We start from the raw sequence: 15,342 nt of genomic DNA, 5'->3' as shown, positions 1-15,342 counted from the left end.
TTCTCTCCCATCTTCCAGTCATCGATAGCCCGGTTGGTGTTATGCCGGTACGCACGGTCGTAGTGGTCCAGGCTCAGCACAAAGAGATCCGCACATTCGATGCACTCGACGTAGATCGCTATCCAGGGATCGCAGGCAAACGCCTTGCAGGCCTCAAGAACTCTCTGGCGATCGTCCTTCCCTCGCTGATAGGAGAAGATATTCACGGAGGAGGCTTCGGTTCCCTTGCCTCGTGTCCTTGATTTCACCGGACACCAAGGCGCTGCTTGGTGCTGGGGTTGAAGGCAACCACATCAATGCCGGTATGGTCCACCGCAATGACCTCGAACCCGGACCGGGAAAACCAGTTGCACACCAGGGCCTCCCCGAAGTCGCCGATGATCTTATGATGTCTTGTGCTCTTTACGATCTTCATGTTCTCACCAAAGCTGGGGTTTGCCTTCGCTACCGATAGCATCTGCGCTATAGCTGCTCAAGTTTCTATCCCCGATCTTCTGCCTTTCGGCGACCGCCGCTTGTCGTTGAACTCCGGAAGCCCGGAGAACCTCTCCGCAAACATCGCCAGGCACTCGTACTCATGCTGTGCCACCTGCCCCATGATCCGAAGGTCGCCGGGGTTCTCCGAGGCCACCTCACACGGAAAGGCGTCGACCGCAACGTACAGCCTCCGGACCAGTCTCGCGTAGTCCGGATGTCTGACGCGGACACGCTGGGCCCCGCCGTGCCCGTCTTTACCCTTGATCGTATTGTCGAACTGGCCAAGCCGGCCCTTGAGTCCTCCCTTGGCGTTGGTCATACCGATGTAGACGATCTCAGGCCGCCATGAGAAGCAAGCTCCCGCAAGGTCGGTGGAACTGATCGCCAGGACGTAGACGCCCGGGTAGGACAGGCCGGGCAGGCTGCCTCGGTTGGTCCAGTTCATCCATCCGGTGAATCTTCTCGCCATGCCTTCCCTTCTCGAAGAGGAGTACCTGCTCGCAGCCGGTGACTGCCGCCGGGTGCATACTACCTGAAAGCAGCAACAACCGCAAGTACGGATGCCTGTCGCTGTTCTCGACATGCCGTCCGTCTCTTTGACGGCCTCTGTCCGCCAATCTCCAGATCCCTGCCCCACGGGGCCTGTCAAAAACAATCTCTGAAACGAATCAGAAAAACGTTCTACGCTCAGGCCCCCAGTACTGCCTTTCTCAGTAGAGACATCCCCCAGATCTTGGGGGTCTGACCACCCCTGTCAGACCCTTGGCCGGCGCTAACGGAAATTCGGCATGACCAGCCCCGTCAGACCCCTGTGGCATAATACCTTCAGCAAGGCAAGGTCATGGGTTTCTGAGAAGGAGGCATCCGATGGCGAGCCGGGAAAAGTCGTATCGTCTGGAACCGTTCGTGGCTGATCTGGAGGTCGGGGAACCGGTGGGGCATCAGCACCTGACGCTGGTGCCGCTAGCCGGAGGCAGGGCTGGGCAGCTTCCCTGCCGGCTGGCCGGGGAAGCCCTGGCGGCCGGGACGCTGCGGGTCAGCGAGGTCAGCGAAGGCGGCCATGTGCCAGAACTGGCGGTGGTCAACGACAGCACTGAGGCGGTGCTATTGCTCGACGGGGAGGAACTGGTGGGGGCCAAGCAGAACCGCATCCTGAACACCTCCGTGCTTGTGCCCCCCGGGGCCAAGGTGGTCATTCCGGTCTCTTGCGTCGAGCAGGGGCGCTGGGACTACCGCTCGGCCGACTTTGCCAGCGGAGAGTGGGCCCCCTCTGCGGATCATGCCACCGTCGTACCGGCGGAGGGGTAAGGGAGAATGATGTTCGGTCACCAGCAACCTGAAGCTCTCTACCAGAATCGGTCGTAGCGAAAGGCTTTGCATTGGGCTAGATAAGGGTTATAATTAATAAATACTGTCCGAACCGTATGCGGTGATAGCAGGACCGCACCTCAGGTCCTAACGGGTCCTGAGGTAAATGATCCAGACGTCCTCATATCCACGCGTACAGATCACATCGCCTTCGGATCAGCATGGCCGCGGAGGGCACGTAAAATATGGAATTCTACGCTCATAGTCGCGAAAATGATTCAAATCTGGATCACTGGCAGAGGCTTGAGGATCATCTGCACGGGGTGGCGAGCCGATCTGCCCCTTTTGCTGAAGCGTTCTCTTCCGGAGAATGGGGGCGGCTCGCTGGCCTGTGGCACGACATCGGTAAGTACTCATACGAATTTCAGCAGCGGATTAACGCGAGCCAGGGAGAGGATGCGCACGTCGAGGCGGCTGGGAAAGTGGATCACTCCACCGCCGGAGCCCAACACGCGGCATCGAGAATCCAGGAAAAGGGGTTCGGCAAAGCACTTGCCTATGTGATCGCCGGCCATCACGGAGGACTGCCCGACGGCAACTCCACCGATTCCTGTTTGCGAAGTCGGCTTGAAAAGCAGATTCCCGACTACAGCGCCTGTCCTGGTGGGATTCTCAATGCCGTTTCTGAAACGCCGCTGCGACTGCCGTTTGTCCCTGACGCGAAACGGGCCGGGGTGCAGATCAGCCTGTTCATTCGCATGCTCTATTCGACGCTGGTGGATGCCGACTTTCTCGATACCGAGACGTTCGTCGATGGTCAGCGGTCGGAGGCCAGGCAGGGGTACAAGGAGTTGGCCGAACTGGAACCCGTCTTTTTTGCGAACTTGAGCCGCCTGCGGGAGCAAAAACGGGTCTGCCCTTCGCCGGTCGATAGCCACCGGGAAGCAATCCTGGCTCAGTGCCTCAAAGCGGCGAACGGTCCGATGGGCGTATTCTCGCTGACCGTTCCGACCGGCGGCGGCAAGACCCTCTCATCCATGGCATTCGCTCTCAAACACGCCCTGCGGCACGGTCTGCGGCGGGTCATCTACGTGATTCCCTTCACCAGCATCATCGAGCAAAACGCCAAGGTCTTCCGCGAAATGCTCGGTTCGGACGCCGTCCTTGAGCATCACAGCAATTTTGAGCCGGACGAGGAGGATCATCGCTCGCGCCTGACCGCTGAGAACTGGGACGCCCCGATCATCGTCACCACCAACGTGCAGTTTTTCGAAAGCCTCTTCGCCAACCGATCGAGTCGGTGCCGCAAACTTCACAACATCGCTCAAAGCGTGGTGATCCTCGATGAGGTCCAGACCCTTCCTCCGCCGCTGCTGCTGCCTTGCATCGAGGCCCTCAAGGAATTGGCCGCCACCTACAAGACGACGATCGTCCTGTGCAGCGCAACCCAGCCGGCAATCCAGAAACGCCACGACTTCGCCCGGGGCCTGGAAGGCGTGCGGGAGATTGTCGACGATCCTCAGCGGTTGGCGACGGTCCTGAAGCGAACGCAGGTGACCGTCCTGCCGCGGATTCCCGATGCGGAACTCGCCGAGAGCCTCAAGGCCTATCCGCAGGTTTTGTGCGTGGTGAATACCCGACGGCACGCCAGGGACCTCTATACAGCCATGCAGGGCGTCGAGGGCCTCTACCATCTGAGCGCCCTGATGTGTCCAGTGCATCGCAGCCGCAGGCTGGCGGAGATTCGCCGATGTCTGGAACAAGGCCGGCCCTGCCGGGTGGTCAGCACTCAACTGATCGAGGCGGGCGTGGACATCGATTTCCCGGTGGTCTTCCGGTCCATGACCGGCATCGATTCGATCGCCCAGGCGGCAGGACGCTGCAACCGGGAAGGTCGGCGTAACAAGGGAGACGTGTTTGTCTTCACCCCCGAAAACGGCATCCCAGCCGGTCATTTCCGTCAGACGGCGCAGGCCGCCGAGTCCGTGATTGGACGACATCCCGATGATGTGCTGTCCCTGGAGGCCATCGAGAAGTACTTCCGGCTTTACTACTGGGTCAAGGGCGATGGCCTTGACGAGAAGGGGATACTTCGCATGCTCCACGAAGGCTGTGGAAAAGGCGACTTCCCCTTCAAGACCGTGGCCGAAGCCTTCCGCTTCATCGAAAACGAGGCCAAGCCGGTCATCATCCCCTATGACGAAGAAGCCGTTTCCCAGATATGGGCCTTGGATTACTGCAAGCACCCGGCCTCGCTGGCCCGCAAGCTCCAAAGGTATACAGTCAGTGTCTATCCGAACGAGTGGAACAGACTGCTCGCCTCGGGCGCTATCGAGCTTAGGGCCGGCATGTTCCCCGTCCTGATCGGCACGAAGCCTTACTACGACGACAACCTGGGACTTCTTGGCAGCGACCTACACCAAGCGGACCCCGAAACGTTCTACGTGTGAAAGGAATTGCTATGCCTTACGGAGTGAAGCTGAAAGTCTGGGGCGATTACGCCTGCTTTACCCGGCCGGAGATGAAGGTCGAACGGGTCAGCTACGACGTGATGACCCCGTCGGCGGCGCGGGCCGTCGTGGAGGCGATCTATTGGAAACCGTCGATCCGGTGGGTCATCGACCGGATCCACGTGCTCCGCCCGATCCGCTTCATGAACATCAGGCGGAACGAGGTGGCCGGCAAGATCCCGCTCAAGAACGTCACCGCCGCGATGAAGAACCCTGCCTCGCCGTTGGCGCAGTTCATCGAGGACGATCGCCAGCAGCGGGCGGCGATGATCCTGCGGGACGTCTGCTACGGCATTGAGGCCCACTTCGAGTACACGGGCGACGCCGACCTAAACGACGGCAAGCATCTCGATACGTTCAGTCGCCGGGCCAGGGACGGGCAGTGCTTTACCCAGCCGTATCTGGGCTGCCGGGAGTTCTCGGCCGCCTTTGAGTTGGTCGAGGGCGAGTTTCCGCCGTCGCCGCTTGAGGGTCGCCAGGACCTCGGCTGGATGCTCCACGACATCGACTTCGCCAACGACATGGAGGCCCGGTTTTTCCGGGCGGAGATGGTCGACGGGGTGATCGCGGTCCCGCCGTTTCCGGGAAAGGAGGTCGAAGGATGATACTTCAGTCGCTCGCATCGTACTACGACAGGCTGGCGGAGGCGGATGATTCCTCGATGGCCGGCGAAGGCTTCAGCAGCGAGAAAGTCCACTTTACCCTAGTCATCGACGAAAACGGCCGGTTGGCTCAGGTCTTGGACCTGCGAGAGGTCAAGGGAAAGAAGAAGCTGCCTCGGATCGCCATCGTCCCGCAGGGGCCGAAAAAGAGCGTGAATATCGCCGCCAGCTTCATGTGGGGTAGCACCAACTACGTGCTCGGAGCCGATGAGAAGGGCAAACCCGAGCGGACCGCCGCCTGTCATGAGGCCTTCGCCGATCTGCATCGCAGGCTGCTTGGCCGATCCGCGGACCCTGGGGCCAAGGCGGTACTGGCGTTTCTGGCCCAGTGGAACCCGGCTGATTCCGCAGCCTTGCCCGATTGGTCCGAGATGCTCACGGGCAACCTCGTCTTCCAACTCGACGGCGATTGCGAGTTCATTCATGAGCGGCCCGAAATCCGGAAGGCGTGGCTGGCGAGCCTGGCATCCGGCGAGCAGGGGCAGGAGGGTATCTGCCTGATCAGCGGCGAAAAGGGCCCGATCGCCGCAACTCATCCAGCGATTAAAGGGGTCTATAATGCTCAACCGAGTGGTGCTAATCTAGTGTCCTCCAACCTGCGCGCATTCTGCTCCTACGGTAAGGAACAGAACCTCAACGCCCCGATCTGCGAGTCCAAAGCCGCCGCCTACACCAAGGCACTGAACCACCTGCTGGCCTCTTCGGCCAATCGCATCCAGATCGGCGACGCCACCACCGTCTTCTGGACCGAACGCGACTCGCCGGTCGAGGGCTTCTTTGGACTAGTGCTCGACCCGCGCGACGCAGCGGGCGACGACCAGGAGCTGGCGGTCTTCCTGAAGGCGGTGCGGGAGGGCAAGTGGCCGGCGCAGTACGAGCCGGACGTTCGGTTCTTTGTTCTCGGGCTCTCGCCGAACGCGGCGCGCCTGAGCGTTCGCTTCTGGCACGTCAGCACGGTCAAGGACATCAGCGAGCAGCTTGGCCGGCACTTCCGCGATCTGGCCCTGGTTCGGTCATTTGACAGCGATCCGGCCTATCCGGGCATGTGGCATCTGTTGCGGGAAACCTGCAACCGGAAGTCGGATGACGGACCAGCCCCACTTCTGGCCGGGACGGTGATGCAGGCGGTGCTCAAGGGAACGCTTTATCCGCAGGAGCTTCTCTCGGCGGTGATCGGCCGGATACGTGCGGAACAAAGCATAAGTTATCTACGGGCGGCCATCATCAAAGCCGTCCTCACTCGAAAGAAAAGGATACTCAATCAAGGAATGGAGGTGTCTATGTCGCTTGACACGGAGAACCGAAACGTCGCCTATCTACTTGGCAGACTCTTTGCCGTGCTGGAGAGGACTCAGCAGGACGCGATTCCGGGGGCGAACACGACCATCAAGGACAGGTTCTATGGCTCGGCCTCGGCCACGCCCCGTGTGGTGTTTCCCCAGCTTCTGCGACTCGCCCAACATCACATCGAGAAGTCCGACTACGGCAGGTTCCGAGACAAGCAGATCGGAGAGATCGTCTGCGAGATCAGCGAGTTCCCAGCACATCTGGGGCTCGATCAGCAGGGAATGTTCGCGATCGGCTATTACCATCAGCGGCAGGACTTCTTCAAGAAAAGCAGCAACCAATAACCTAAGTAATCATAAGGAGCATCAATCATGGCTAGTGTGCTTGAAAACCGTTACGAGTTTGCGTACCTGTTCGACGTCGAGAACGGCAATCCCAACGGAGACCCGGACGCCGGCAATCTGCCCCGGATTGACCCGGAAACGAACTTCGGGATCGTCACCGACGTGTGTCTGAAGCGCAAGATCCGCAACTTTGTCGAAATAGTCAACGGTCGCCGGAAACCCTACGACATCTACGTCCAGGAGAAGGCCATCCTCACGGAAAAACAGGGTGAGGCCTACGCCGCCGAAGAGGTACAGAAGGCCGAAGGCGGCGACAAGATCGCAAAAGCCCGCGACTGGATGTGCAAAAACTTCTTCGACATCCGGACGTTCGGCGCGGTGATGGCCCTCAAGGAGAACAATTGCGGCCAGGTGCGCGGCCCGGTCCAGATGAACTTTGCCCGCAGTGTCGAGCCGGTCGTGCCGCTGGAGGTGACGATCACCCGCATGGCGGTCGCCACGGAGAAGGAGGCCAAGAGCCAGGAAGGTGACAACAGAACGATGGGCAGGAAGAACATCCTTCCTTATGGGCTCTACCGCGCGGAGGGGTACATCTCCGCCCATCTGGCCCGGCAGACTGGCTTCAATGAGGATGACCTTGGCCTATTGTGGCGGGCCCTGATCAACATGTTCGACCACGACCGGTCCGCAGCCAGGGGCAAGATGGCCGCCCGCGTACTCGTAGCATTTCAACACGACAACGTCCTGGGCAATGCTCCGGCCCATCTGCTCCTGGGCCGGCTGAAAGTCGAGCGGGCCGGGGCCAAGGACAAGCCTGCCCGTGCCTACACCGACTATGTGGTGACCCTCGATGAGTCGGAGATGCCCAAGGGTGTAACTGTTCACAAATTGCTATGGTCATGACCTTTTCCGAAGAAGACTTATCGCCCATTTCCGCATTGCAGCACTTGGTGTTCTGCGAGCGGCAGTGGGGGCTGATCCATCTCGAGCAGCTCTGGGCCGAAAACCGGCTGACCGTCGAGGGCAAGGGACTGCACGAGAAGGTTCACGAAATGGAGACGGAATCGCGATGCGGAACCCGGGTTGTTCGAGGTCTGATGGTCCGATCGCTGGAACTTGGGCTGATCGGAAAGCTCGACGTGGTTGAGTTTCACCGGGTTTCGACCACGGGCGATAGCCCCGATAGCACCGCCGACGAGCCCGCGGGCGTGATGCTCGATGGCGCCCGCGGGCTCTGGCACCCCGTGCCGGTGGAGTACAAGCGCGGTCGCCCTAAGATCGACCGTTGCGACGAAGTCCAGCTCTGCGCCCAAGCTCTCTGCCTCGAAGAAATGCTTAGTATCACAATCAATCGGGGTGCTATCTTCTATGGGAAACCTCGCCGACGGTCGGACGTCAATCTCGACGCCGACCTGCGGCGGGAGACTCTCTCGGCCATTCATCGGCTGCACGAACTGACCCGAGCGGGAAAGACTCCCCTCCCAGTGTACGGTCCAAAGTGCAAGAACTGCTCCCTTGTTGATCTGTGTCTGCCAGAGACGATCCAACGCGGGCGCAGTGTCCATGATTATCTTCTTCGTTCAATCAACGACGTCATCGCTGGCACCAAAGGGCCCGTGACATGAAGCATTTGCTCAACACGCTGTTCGTCACAACCGACGGGGCTTATCTCGGCCACGAAGGTCAGGCCGTCATCGTTCGGGTAGCCAAGGAGACGCGGCTCCGCGTGCCCCTCCACACCCTCGGCGGGATTGCCTGTTTCGGACGGGTCGGGATGAGCCCGCCCCTCATGAGGCTCTGCGGTAGGCACAAAGTGGCCGTGTCCTTCTTCAGTCCCTACGGACGCTTTCTCGCCCGGGTCTGCGGGCCGGTTTCCGGCAACGTCCTGCTTCGCCGGGAACAATATCGTTGTGCCGACAAGGAAACGTCCGCCTCGGCCATGGCCCGGGCCGTCGTCTCCGCCAAGATCGCGAATGCCCGTAACGTCTTGCTCCGTGCCATACGCGATAGGCCAGACGATCCGAACAACGGGGCTATCGGGCACGCCGCACGCCGGTTGGCCGGACTGCTCGAGGAACTACGAAATTCTCTGCCTCCAGATATCGTCAGAGGGATTGAGGGCGAGGCCGCCAAGGGTTATTTCGGTGTGTTCGATCATCTGGTCACCGCACAAAAAGGTGCGTTCTTCTTCCGCCAGCGGACCCGCCGACCACCCACCGATAACGTCAACGCCCTCCTTTCATTCCTTTACACTCTTTTGACAAACGATGTGGCCTCGGCCTTGGAAGGCGTCGGCCTGGACCCTGCCGTCGGATTCTTCCATCGCGATCGGCCCGGTCGCATGGGACTGGCCCTGGATGTCATGGAGGAGTTTCGACCTTTCCTCGCCGATCGGCTCGCCTTGGCTTTGATCAACCGGCAGCAGATACGTGACTCCGGGTTTCGCAAGACTGAATCCGGGGCCGTCGTTATGGATGACGAGACTCGGAAGCAGCTGCTCATCAGCTACCAGAAACGAAAGCAGGAAGAAATCCTGCATCCTTTCATCGGCGAAAAGGTGGCCGTTGGCCTGCTCCCTCACGTTCAGGCCATGCTCCTGGCCAGACATCTTCGCGGCGACCTGGACGGCTACCCGCCGTTCTTCTGGAAATAATATGCGTTCTTTGACAACTCAATATCGACCACGAGGAGCAAGCCATGCTGGTTCTCGTTACCTACGATGTTAGCACCGAGACTCCTGAAGGTCAACGTCGACTGCGACGTGTGGCTAAGGAGTGCCAGAGCCACGGCCAGCGCGTTCAATACTCTGTCTTCGAGTGCCTGGTCGACCCGGGGCAATGGGCGGCCCTCAAGCAGAGGCTAATCGACGAAATCGACCCGAGAAAGGACAGCCTGCGATTCTACTACCTCGGGGCCAACTGGCGGCAACGCCTTGAGCACGTCGGCGCCAAGCCCGCCTATGATCCGGAGGGACCCCTCATTGTCTGACGTCCCGTATTCAGTCCTTCGGAAGGCATTGCACCCAAGTCGCATGCCCTTTGCCAGGGGGTTCCGCGAACCTCAAGCGCCCGCCAGATTCCAGGGGGGTTCGCGATACTCACATCATATTGCGATCCCTACGTTTACCGACTATACTCCTCACTAATAGCCGCAAAGCGGAGGGCTAAGGCGAATACGTTCGCGGAATAACCTCCGTAAGTCTTGGCGGATTGCCACTTTATGTATAGAAGGGGTCGCTCCCCTCGCGGGAGCGTGGATTGAAACATTCTACGGGTATCCCAGAGGTCGGCAGATCAGCGTCGCTCCCCTCGCGGGAGCGTGGATTGAAACGTGACCCATCGTTGTTCCAAGGCAGCGTCATCGCCGTCGCTCCCCTCGCGGGAGCGTGGATTGAAACGTGCCTACAACTACAAGCCGTGCGTCCGCTTCCAGGTCGCTCCCCTCGCGGGAGCGTGGATTGAAACGGGATGATCTGGCATTCTGTCATAACGGGGTCATCCAGTCGCTCCCCTCGCGGGAGCGTGGATTGAAACGACGGTTCCGGACGGACACACGACCGTCCGTCCGGAGTCGCTCCCCTCGCGGGAGCGTGGATTGAAACGTCTCGTCGCCGCCGACGTTATTGAGCCACGCGCGTCGCTCCCCTCGCGGGAGCGTGGATTGAAACCAACGACAAACCAGGAAACGCGCCTTGCCAGAACAGTCGCTCCCCTCGCGGGAGCGTGGATTGAAACAACGTGTGGTATCGACGGTATTGCCAAAAACTACGTCGCTCCCCTCGCGGGAGCGTGGATTGAAACCGTGGCGAACCCTTCACCCACGGCACCGGCGAGCGAGTCGCTCCCCTCGCGGGAGCGTGGATTGAAACTGGCTCGTCGTGTCAACGGGCACAAAATCTCCGATGTCGCTCCCCTCGCGGGAGCGTGGATTGAAACTCATCCACTTGAGCCACAATCCTGCCGGGTCCATTGTCGCTCCCCTCGCGGGAGCGTGGATTGAAACCATCCAATGGGATTGGAAACCTAAGCGATGTTTGGTCGCTCCCCTCGCGGGAGCGTGGATTGAAACGGCTATCCTGGGAGAGGCGTGGTACGCCAAGCATGGTCGCTCCCCTCGCGGGAGCGTGGATTGAAACACATGACCGATGGAGAATGTGATCGCCACCCAACGTCGCTCCCCTCGCGGGAGCGTGGATTGAAACTGAAGTTTGTCATGGAGAATCCACGTTTCATCCTTGTCGCTCCCCTCGCGGGAGCGTGGATTGAAACGGGAGGATCTGGCATTCTGTCATAACGGGGTCATCCGTCGCTCCCCTCGCGGGAGCGTGGATTGAAACTTGCGGAACTCCTTGACCGTCTCGACCCGCTTGTTGTCGCTCCCCTCGCGGGAGCGTGGATTGAAACTCAAAGCCGCCCAGAGAGCCATGAACGCATACGCCGTCGCTCCCCTCGCGGGAGCGTGGATTGAAACCCCGCAGCATGCCCGCATGGTCCGCCGAGATCTCCGTCGCTCCCCTCGCGGGAGCGTGGATTGAAACAATCCTGGTCGCTCCCATCGTCGCATAACTCCTTTGTCGCTCCCCTCGCGGGAGCGTGGATTGAAACCGTCAATGGTCCCCAGCAACGTCGCGTTGCCGTCGGTCGCTCCCCTCGCGGGAGCGTGGATTGAAACCTGGCCGCCGCCCCGCTGAAGTTTACCGGCCCGATGTCGCTCCCCTCGCGGGAGCGTGGATTGAAACGGCCTAACTCAGCAGACGGCCATGTGGCAAACGCCGTCGCTCCCCTCGCGGGAGCGTGGATTGAAACCCGACGATGCGGTTTGAGAAGGAGGCCGACTACTGGGTCGCTCCCCTCGCGGGAGCGTGGATTGAAACATGATCTTTACCGCCATGGCCGGGCGGATCGACGCCGTCGCTCCCCTCGCGGGAGCGTGGATTGAAACTGGCCAACGTCTGGCGGGCCACGCAGGCGGACCCGGGTCGCTCCCCTCGCGGGAGCGTGGATTGAAACGCAGGCGGCTAACAGGTCAGGGGCGGCTTGCATAAGGTCGCTCCCCTCGCGGGAGCGTGGATTGAAACGGCCTATGTCCTACGCCTCATGCTAGCATGCCTAGTCGCTCCCCTCGCGGGAGCGTGGATTGAAACGCCTTATGTACCAAGTACCAAGTACCTTTGCCTTGTCGCTCCCCTCGCGGGAGCGTGGATTGAAACGAGAGACCGGAAGGCGGGCGTCACGGTCAGCGGGTCGCTCCCCTCGCGGGAGCGTGGATTGAAACCATCGGTGGCGTCACCGCGTCCCACAATCGCGGCGGTCGCTCCCCTCGCGGGAGCGTGGATTGAAACGGATCGCGTTGGTATTCGTCAGCCGAAGCACGTAGTCGCTCCCCTCGCGGGAGCGTGGATTGAAACCGCGCAGGCGATCAATGGCAGTCGGTCTTGAAGGGGTCGCTCCCCTCGCGGGAGCGTGGATTGAAACCTCAGACCTCGATTATTTCAACGCCGCCATCGAGGTCGCTCCCCTCGCGGGAGCGTGGATTGAAACGAAAACAGCGACATCGGCGGCCAAGGGACGGCTGAGGTCGCTCCCCTCGCGGGAGCGTGGATTGAAACTCAAGCTGTTTCTCATCGACGCCCGCCACCAGGCGTCGCTCCCCTCGCGGGAGCGTGGATTGAAACTCAAAAGAGAGAGGTGAGCGGTCACGGTCAGAGGGTCGCTCCCCTCGCGGGAGCGTGGATTGAAACGTGGCGGTCTGGCGGCGGTCGTGGGCGTATTGAGTCGCTCCCCTCGCGGGAGCGTGGATTGAAACCGACCGCCCGCCACGTGATTTCCGTGACCACATCGTCGCTCCCCTCGCGGGAGCGTGGATTGAAACCCGTGCGCCGCCGGCCAACTCGTCTGGGCACGTGCGGTCGCTCCCCTCGCGGGAGCGTGGATTGAAACGACTACTGGATGGGGCGGGGGATCACCGACGGCCCGGTCGCTCCCCTCGCGGGAGCGTGGATTGAAACAGTTGTTGCTGAGTGCAATGGTCATTGTCGAAAGGTCGCTCCCCTCGCGGGAGCGTGGATTGAAACGCACCGTCTCAGCCACACGGTCGCCGATCAGATGTCGCTCCCCTCGCGGGAGCGTGGATTGAAACGTTGACAACCCCTCATCTGCGGGCCGGTTGCATGAGTCGCTCCCCTCGCGGGAGCGTGGATTGAAACTGGGGAGTCAAGTTCCGGGCTGACGCCGGCTGGCGGGTCGCTCCCCTCGCGGGAGCGTGGATTGAAACCCGCAGGGCTTTACCGAGGTAGAAACCGAAGCGGCAGTCGCTCCCCTCGCGGGAGCGTGGATTGAAACAAGTCACCTGGTCGGACGCCCGCAGCGAATGGCAGTCGCTCCCCTCGCGGGAGCGTGGATTGAAACGCCTCGTGGTTGCCGGATGTACTGGAGGGGTGGTGTCGCTCCCCTCGCGGGAGCGTGGATTGAAACGCTGTACGGCGACCACGAGGCGGACGTGGGCGTCAGGTCGCTCCCCTCGCGGGAGCGTGGATTGAAACGACGACGACGCGGCTTGGTGCGACGAGGACGACGCGGTCGCTCCCCTCGCGGGAGCGTGGATTGAAACAGTTCAGGCTCCAGTTGGGCGGTGGGGTCTCTAAGGTCGCTCCCCTCGCGGGAGCGTGGATTGAAACGTGGGGGCACGCGGCTGGCCCTCGAAGCCCTCAAAAGTCGCTCCCCTCGCGGGAGCGTGGATTGAAACCTCGATCCCACCATGACCACCTCGACCTTCGCAGGTCGCTCCCCTCGCGGGAGCGTGGATTGAAACGTTCGAGGATGTGGTCACGGAAGTCGTGTGGCGGGGTCGCTCCCCTCGCGGGAGCGTGGATTGAAACCGGCTCGATTGGCGGAGTAACCGCGTCCCACAATCGGTCGCTCCCCTCGCGGGAGCGTGGATTGAAACCGCCCAGAGCTGGGAGAGGGCATAGTCGGGCCAGCGTCGCTCCCCTCGCGGGAGCGTGGATTGAAACTCAACCTTCAGCCAGTATTTCAACGTGGCTTGCTTCGTCGCTCCCCTCGCGGGAGCGTGGATTGAAACGTAGATGTCGTAGTGTCCATGCCCCAGGCCATCGGGGTCGCTCCCCTCGCGGGAGCGTGGATTGAAACGTGGCCGTCGGGTGCGGCGTTGCGAATCTCCGTGGGTCGCTCCCCTCGCGGGAGCGTGGATTGAAACCGCAGGCGCAGCGCACGGTAGCCGGTTGGAAGGGGTCGCTCCCCTCGCGGGAGCGTGGATTGAAACCGTCGGGGCCGGGTCAGGTTATCGGACGTTGAGACGTCGCTCCCCTCGCGGGAGCGTGGATTGAAACACAACGGCGTTGCCTACGTCCCGCACCTGATCCGGGTCGCTCCCCTCGCGGGAGCGTGGATTGAAACCCATGTGGCGGACAGCGGCGTCAGGTTGACGCAGGGGTCGCTCCCCTCGCGGGAGCGTGGATTGAAACTGCGCAGGCGATCAATGGCAGTCGGTCTTGAAGGGTCGCTCCCCTCGCGGGAGCGTGGATTGAAACGCGAACCCCGAACCCAGGCCCGGCATCATTGACGCGGTCGCTCCCCTCGCGGGAGCGTGGATTGAAACTTGACAACCCCTCATCTGTGGGCCGGTCGCACGAAGGTCGCTCCCCTCGCGGGAGCGTGGATTGAAACATCACCCTCACCCTTCGCCACTCGTCCGCTCCCCTGGTCGCTCCCCTCGCGGGAGCGTGGATTGAAACCTCATCCTGACGCCCGGCGGCCTCGAACTGCGGGTCGCTCCCCTCGCGGGAGCGTGGATTGAAACGCGGCGGCGCCGTTCCTCATTCTCGTTCACCAGCGTCGCTCCCCTCGCGGGAGCGTGGATTGAAACGCGATCCCCACGATCAACCCTTTGTTGGCCTTGACGTCGCTCCCCTCGCGGGAGCGTGGATTGAAACCAGAACACCGGATCGCCGACGGCGAAGGTGATCGAGTCGCTCCCCTCGCGGGAGCGTGGATTGAAACTTCCGGCATAACGCCACCGGCGAAGTCCGCGTTTTGTCGCTCCCCTCGCGGGAGCGTGGATTGAAACTCGCGCCTACGTTCCTAAACGTGGTAGACCTTACGTCGCTCCCCTCGCGGGAGCGTGGATTGAAACACAAGGTTGCCGGCGACTCGATCACCTTCGCCGTCGTCGCTCCCCTCGCGGGAGCGTGGATTGAAACAGTCGGCACCGCGTCGGGAGTGATGGTGTCGGTCCGTCGCTCCCCTCGCGGGAGCGTGGATTGAAACGACGGTGGAGCCGCGGCAGGGCGATACCATCACCGTCGCTCCCCTCGCGGGAGCGTGGATTGAAACAGTTCGTCGCCCGTACTGTCGCCGTCGATCGTAAAGTCGCTCCCCTCGCGGGAGCGTGGATTGAAACCGACCACGTTACCTGAATGAACCAGAGGCCACCCCGTCGCTCCCCTCGCGGGAGCGTGGATTGAAACGAGGGTGAGGGTGATGAAGCGGCGGGTGCGGAGACGTCGCTCCCCTCGCGGGAGCGTGGATTGAAACTGGCCGGGGCTGTGCTGGGACTGGCCGGGCCGGGGGTCGCTCCCCTCGCGGGAGCGTGGATTGAAACGACGACGAAGCGGCTTGGTGCGACGAGGACGACGCGGTCGCTCCCCTCGCGGGAGCGTGGATTGAAACCAGAGTTCGTTGGCGCGACGAACTTCTGCACGCTCGTCGCTCCCCTCGCGGGAGCGTGGATTGAAAC

Annotated in this window: 10 protein-coding genes and 1 CRISPR repeat array; of the genes, 8 read left to right on the top strand and 2 right to left on the bottom strand. The window is 61.5% G+C overall.

Annotated features, from left to right (window positions below; translation table 11 throughout):
- Window positions 1-244: 244 nt before the first annotated feature.
- Together GXY33_21485 and GXY33_21480 are read right to left on the bottom strand one after the other, a co-directional pair.
- On the bottom strand, window positions 245-415 hold the full coding sequence (locus tag GXY33_21485) for a hypothetical protein (GenBank protein ID NLX07720.1): 171 nt from the start codon (window positions 413-415) through the stop codon (window positions 245-247).
- Window positions 416-472: 57 nt separating this feature from the next.
- Window positions 473-946 (bottom strand): hypothetical protein, encoded by a 474-nt coding sequence (locus tag GXY33_21480; protein NLX07719.1) that lies wholly within the window; start codon window positions 944-946, stop codon window positions 473-475.
- A gap of 398 nt (window positions 947-1,344) precedes the next feature.
- Between GXY33_21480 and GXY33_21475 the strand changes: the two genes are divergently transcribed.
- The 8 genes from GXY33_21475 (at window position 1,345) to cas2 (ending at window position 9,576) form a co-directional block, all read left to right on the top strand.
- On the top strand, window positions 1,345-1,785 hold the full coding sequence (locus GXY33_21475; GenBank protein ID NLX07718.1) for a hypothetical protein: 441 nt from the start codon (window positions 1,345-1,347) through the stop codon (window positions 1,783-1,785).
- Window positions 1,786-2,030: 245 nt separating this feature from the next.
- A complete protein-coding gene (cas3, locus tag GXY33_21470; GenBank protein ID NLX07717.1) occupies window positions 2,031-4,235 on the top strand; it encodes a CRISPR-associated helicase Cas3' in 2,205 nt (734 codons plus the stop codon).
- 11 nt (window positions 4,236-4,246) lie between these two features.
- Window positions 4,247-4,900, top strand: coding sequence for a type I-C CRISPR-associated protein Cas5 (gene cas5c / locus GXY33_21465; GenBank protein ID NLX07716.1), 654 nt, complete (start codon window positions 4,247-4,249; stop codon window positions 4,898-4,900).
- Window positions 4,897-6,588 carry a type I-C CRISPR-associated protein Cas8c/Csd1 gene (cas8c, locus tag GXY33_21460; GenBank protein ID NLX07715.1) on the top strand — a complete coding sequence of 564 codons (1,692 nt, stop codon included), beginning with the start codon at window positions 4,897-4,899 and terminating at the stop codon, window positions 6,586-6,588. The genes cas5c and cas8c overlap by 4 nt, the downstream gene beginning before the upstream one ends.
- Before the next feature lie 27 nt (window positions 6,589-6,615).
- A complete protein-coding gene (cas7c, locus tag GXY33_21455) occupies window positions 6,616-7,491 on the top strand; it encodes a type I-C CRISPR-associated protein Cas7/Csd2 (protein ID NLX07714.1) in 876 nt (291 codons plus the stop codon).
- On the top strand, window positions 7,488-8,213 hold the full coding sequence (gene cas4, locus GXY33_21450; protein ID NLX07713.1) for a CRISPR-associated protein Cas4: 726 nt from the start codon (window positions 7,488-7,490) through the stop codon (window positions 8,211-8,213). Before cas7c ends, cas4 begins: the two co-directional genes overlap by 4 nt.
- Window positions 8,210-9,241, top strand: a complete 1,032-nt coding sequence (gene cas1c, locus GXY33_21445; protein ID NLX07712.1) for a type I-C CRISPR-associated endonuclease Cas1 — start codon at window positions 8,210-8,212, stop codon at window positions 9,239-9,241. Before cas4 ends, cas1c begins: the two co-directional genes overlap by 4 nt.
- Window positions 9,242-9,285: 44 nt before the next feature.
- Entirely contained in the window at window positions 9,286-9,576 is a 291-nt protein-coding gene (gene cas2 / locus GXY33_21440) for a CRISPR-associated endonuclease Cas2 (GenBank protein ID NLX07711.1), read from the top strand.
- Between the two features lie 244 nt (window positions 9,577-9,820).
- A CRISPR array of direct repeats spans window positions 9,821-15,342; the repeat unit is 32 nt; unit sequence GTCGCTCCCCTCGCGGGAGCGTGGATTGAAAC.

The sequence above is a fragment of the Phycisphaerae bacterium genome, from assembly GCA_012729815.1.
Lineage (GTDB): Bacteria > Planctomycetota > Phycisphaerae > JAAYCJ01 > JAAYCJ01 > JAAYCJ01.
Note: the sequence above shows the minus strand (reverse complement) of the source record. Positions and strands in the feature narration are given on the sequence as shown.

Coding starts and splice junctions, on each gene's coding strand:
- GXY33_21485 (NLX07720.1), bottom strand. CDS start 415: ATGAAGATCGTAAAGAGCACAAGACATCATAAGATCATCGGCGACTTC.
- GXY33_21480 (NLX07719.1), bottom strand. CDS start 946: ATGGCGAGAAGATTCACCGGATGGATGAACTGGACCAACCGAGGCAGC.
- GXY33_21475 (NLX07718.1), top strand. CDS start 1,345: ATGGCGAGCCGGGAAAAGTCGTATCGTCTGGAACCGTTCGTGGCTGAT.
- cas3 (NLX07717.1), top strand. CDS start 2,031: ATGGAATTCTACGCTCATAGTCGCGAAAATGATTCAAATCTGGATCAC.
- cas5c (NLX07716.1), top strand. CDS start 4,247: ATGCCTTACGGAGTGAAGCTGAAAGTCTGGGGCGATTACGCCTGCTTT.
- cas8c (NLX07715.1), top strand. CDS start 4,897: ATGATACTTCAGTCGCTCGCATCGTACTACGACAGGCTGGCGGAGGCG.
- cas7c (NLX07714.1), top strand. CDS start 6,616: ATGGCTAGTGTGCTTGAAAACCGTTACGAGTTTGCGTACCTGTTCGAC.
- cas4 (NLX07713.1), top strand. CDS start 7,488: ATGACCTTTTCCGAAGAAGACTTATCGCCCATTTCCGCATTGCAGCAC.
- cas1c (NLX07712.1), top strand. CDS start 8,210: ATGAAGCATTTGCTCAACACGCTGTTCGTCACAACCGACGGGGCTTAT.
- cas2 (NLX07711.1), top strand. CDS start 9,286: ATGCTGGTTCTCGTTACCTACGATGTTAGCACCGAGACTCCTGAAGGT.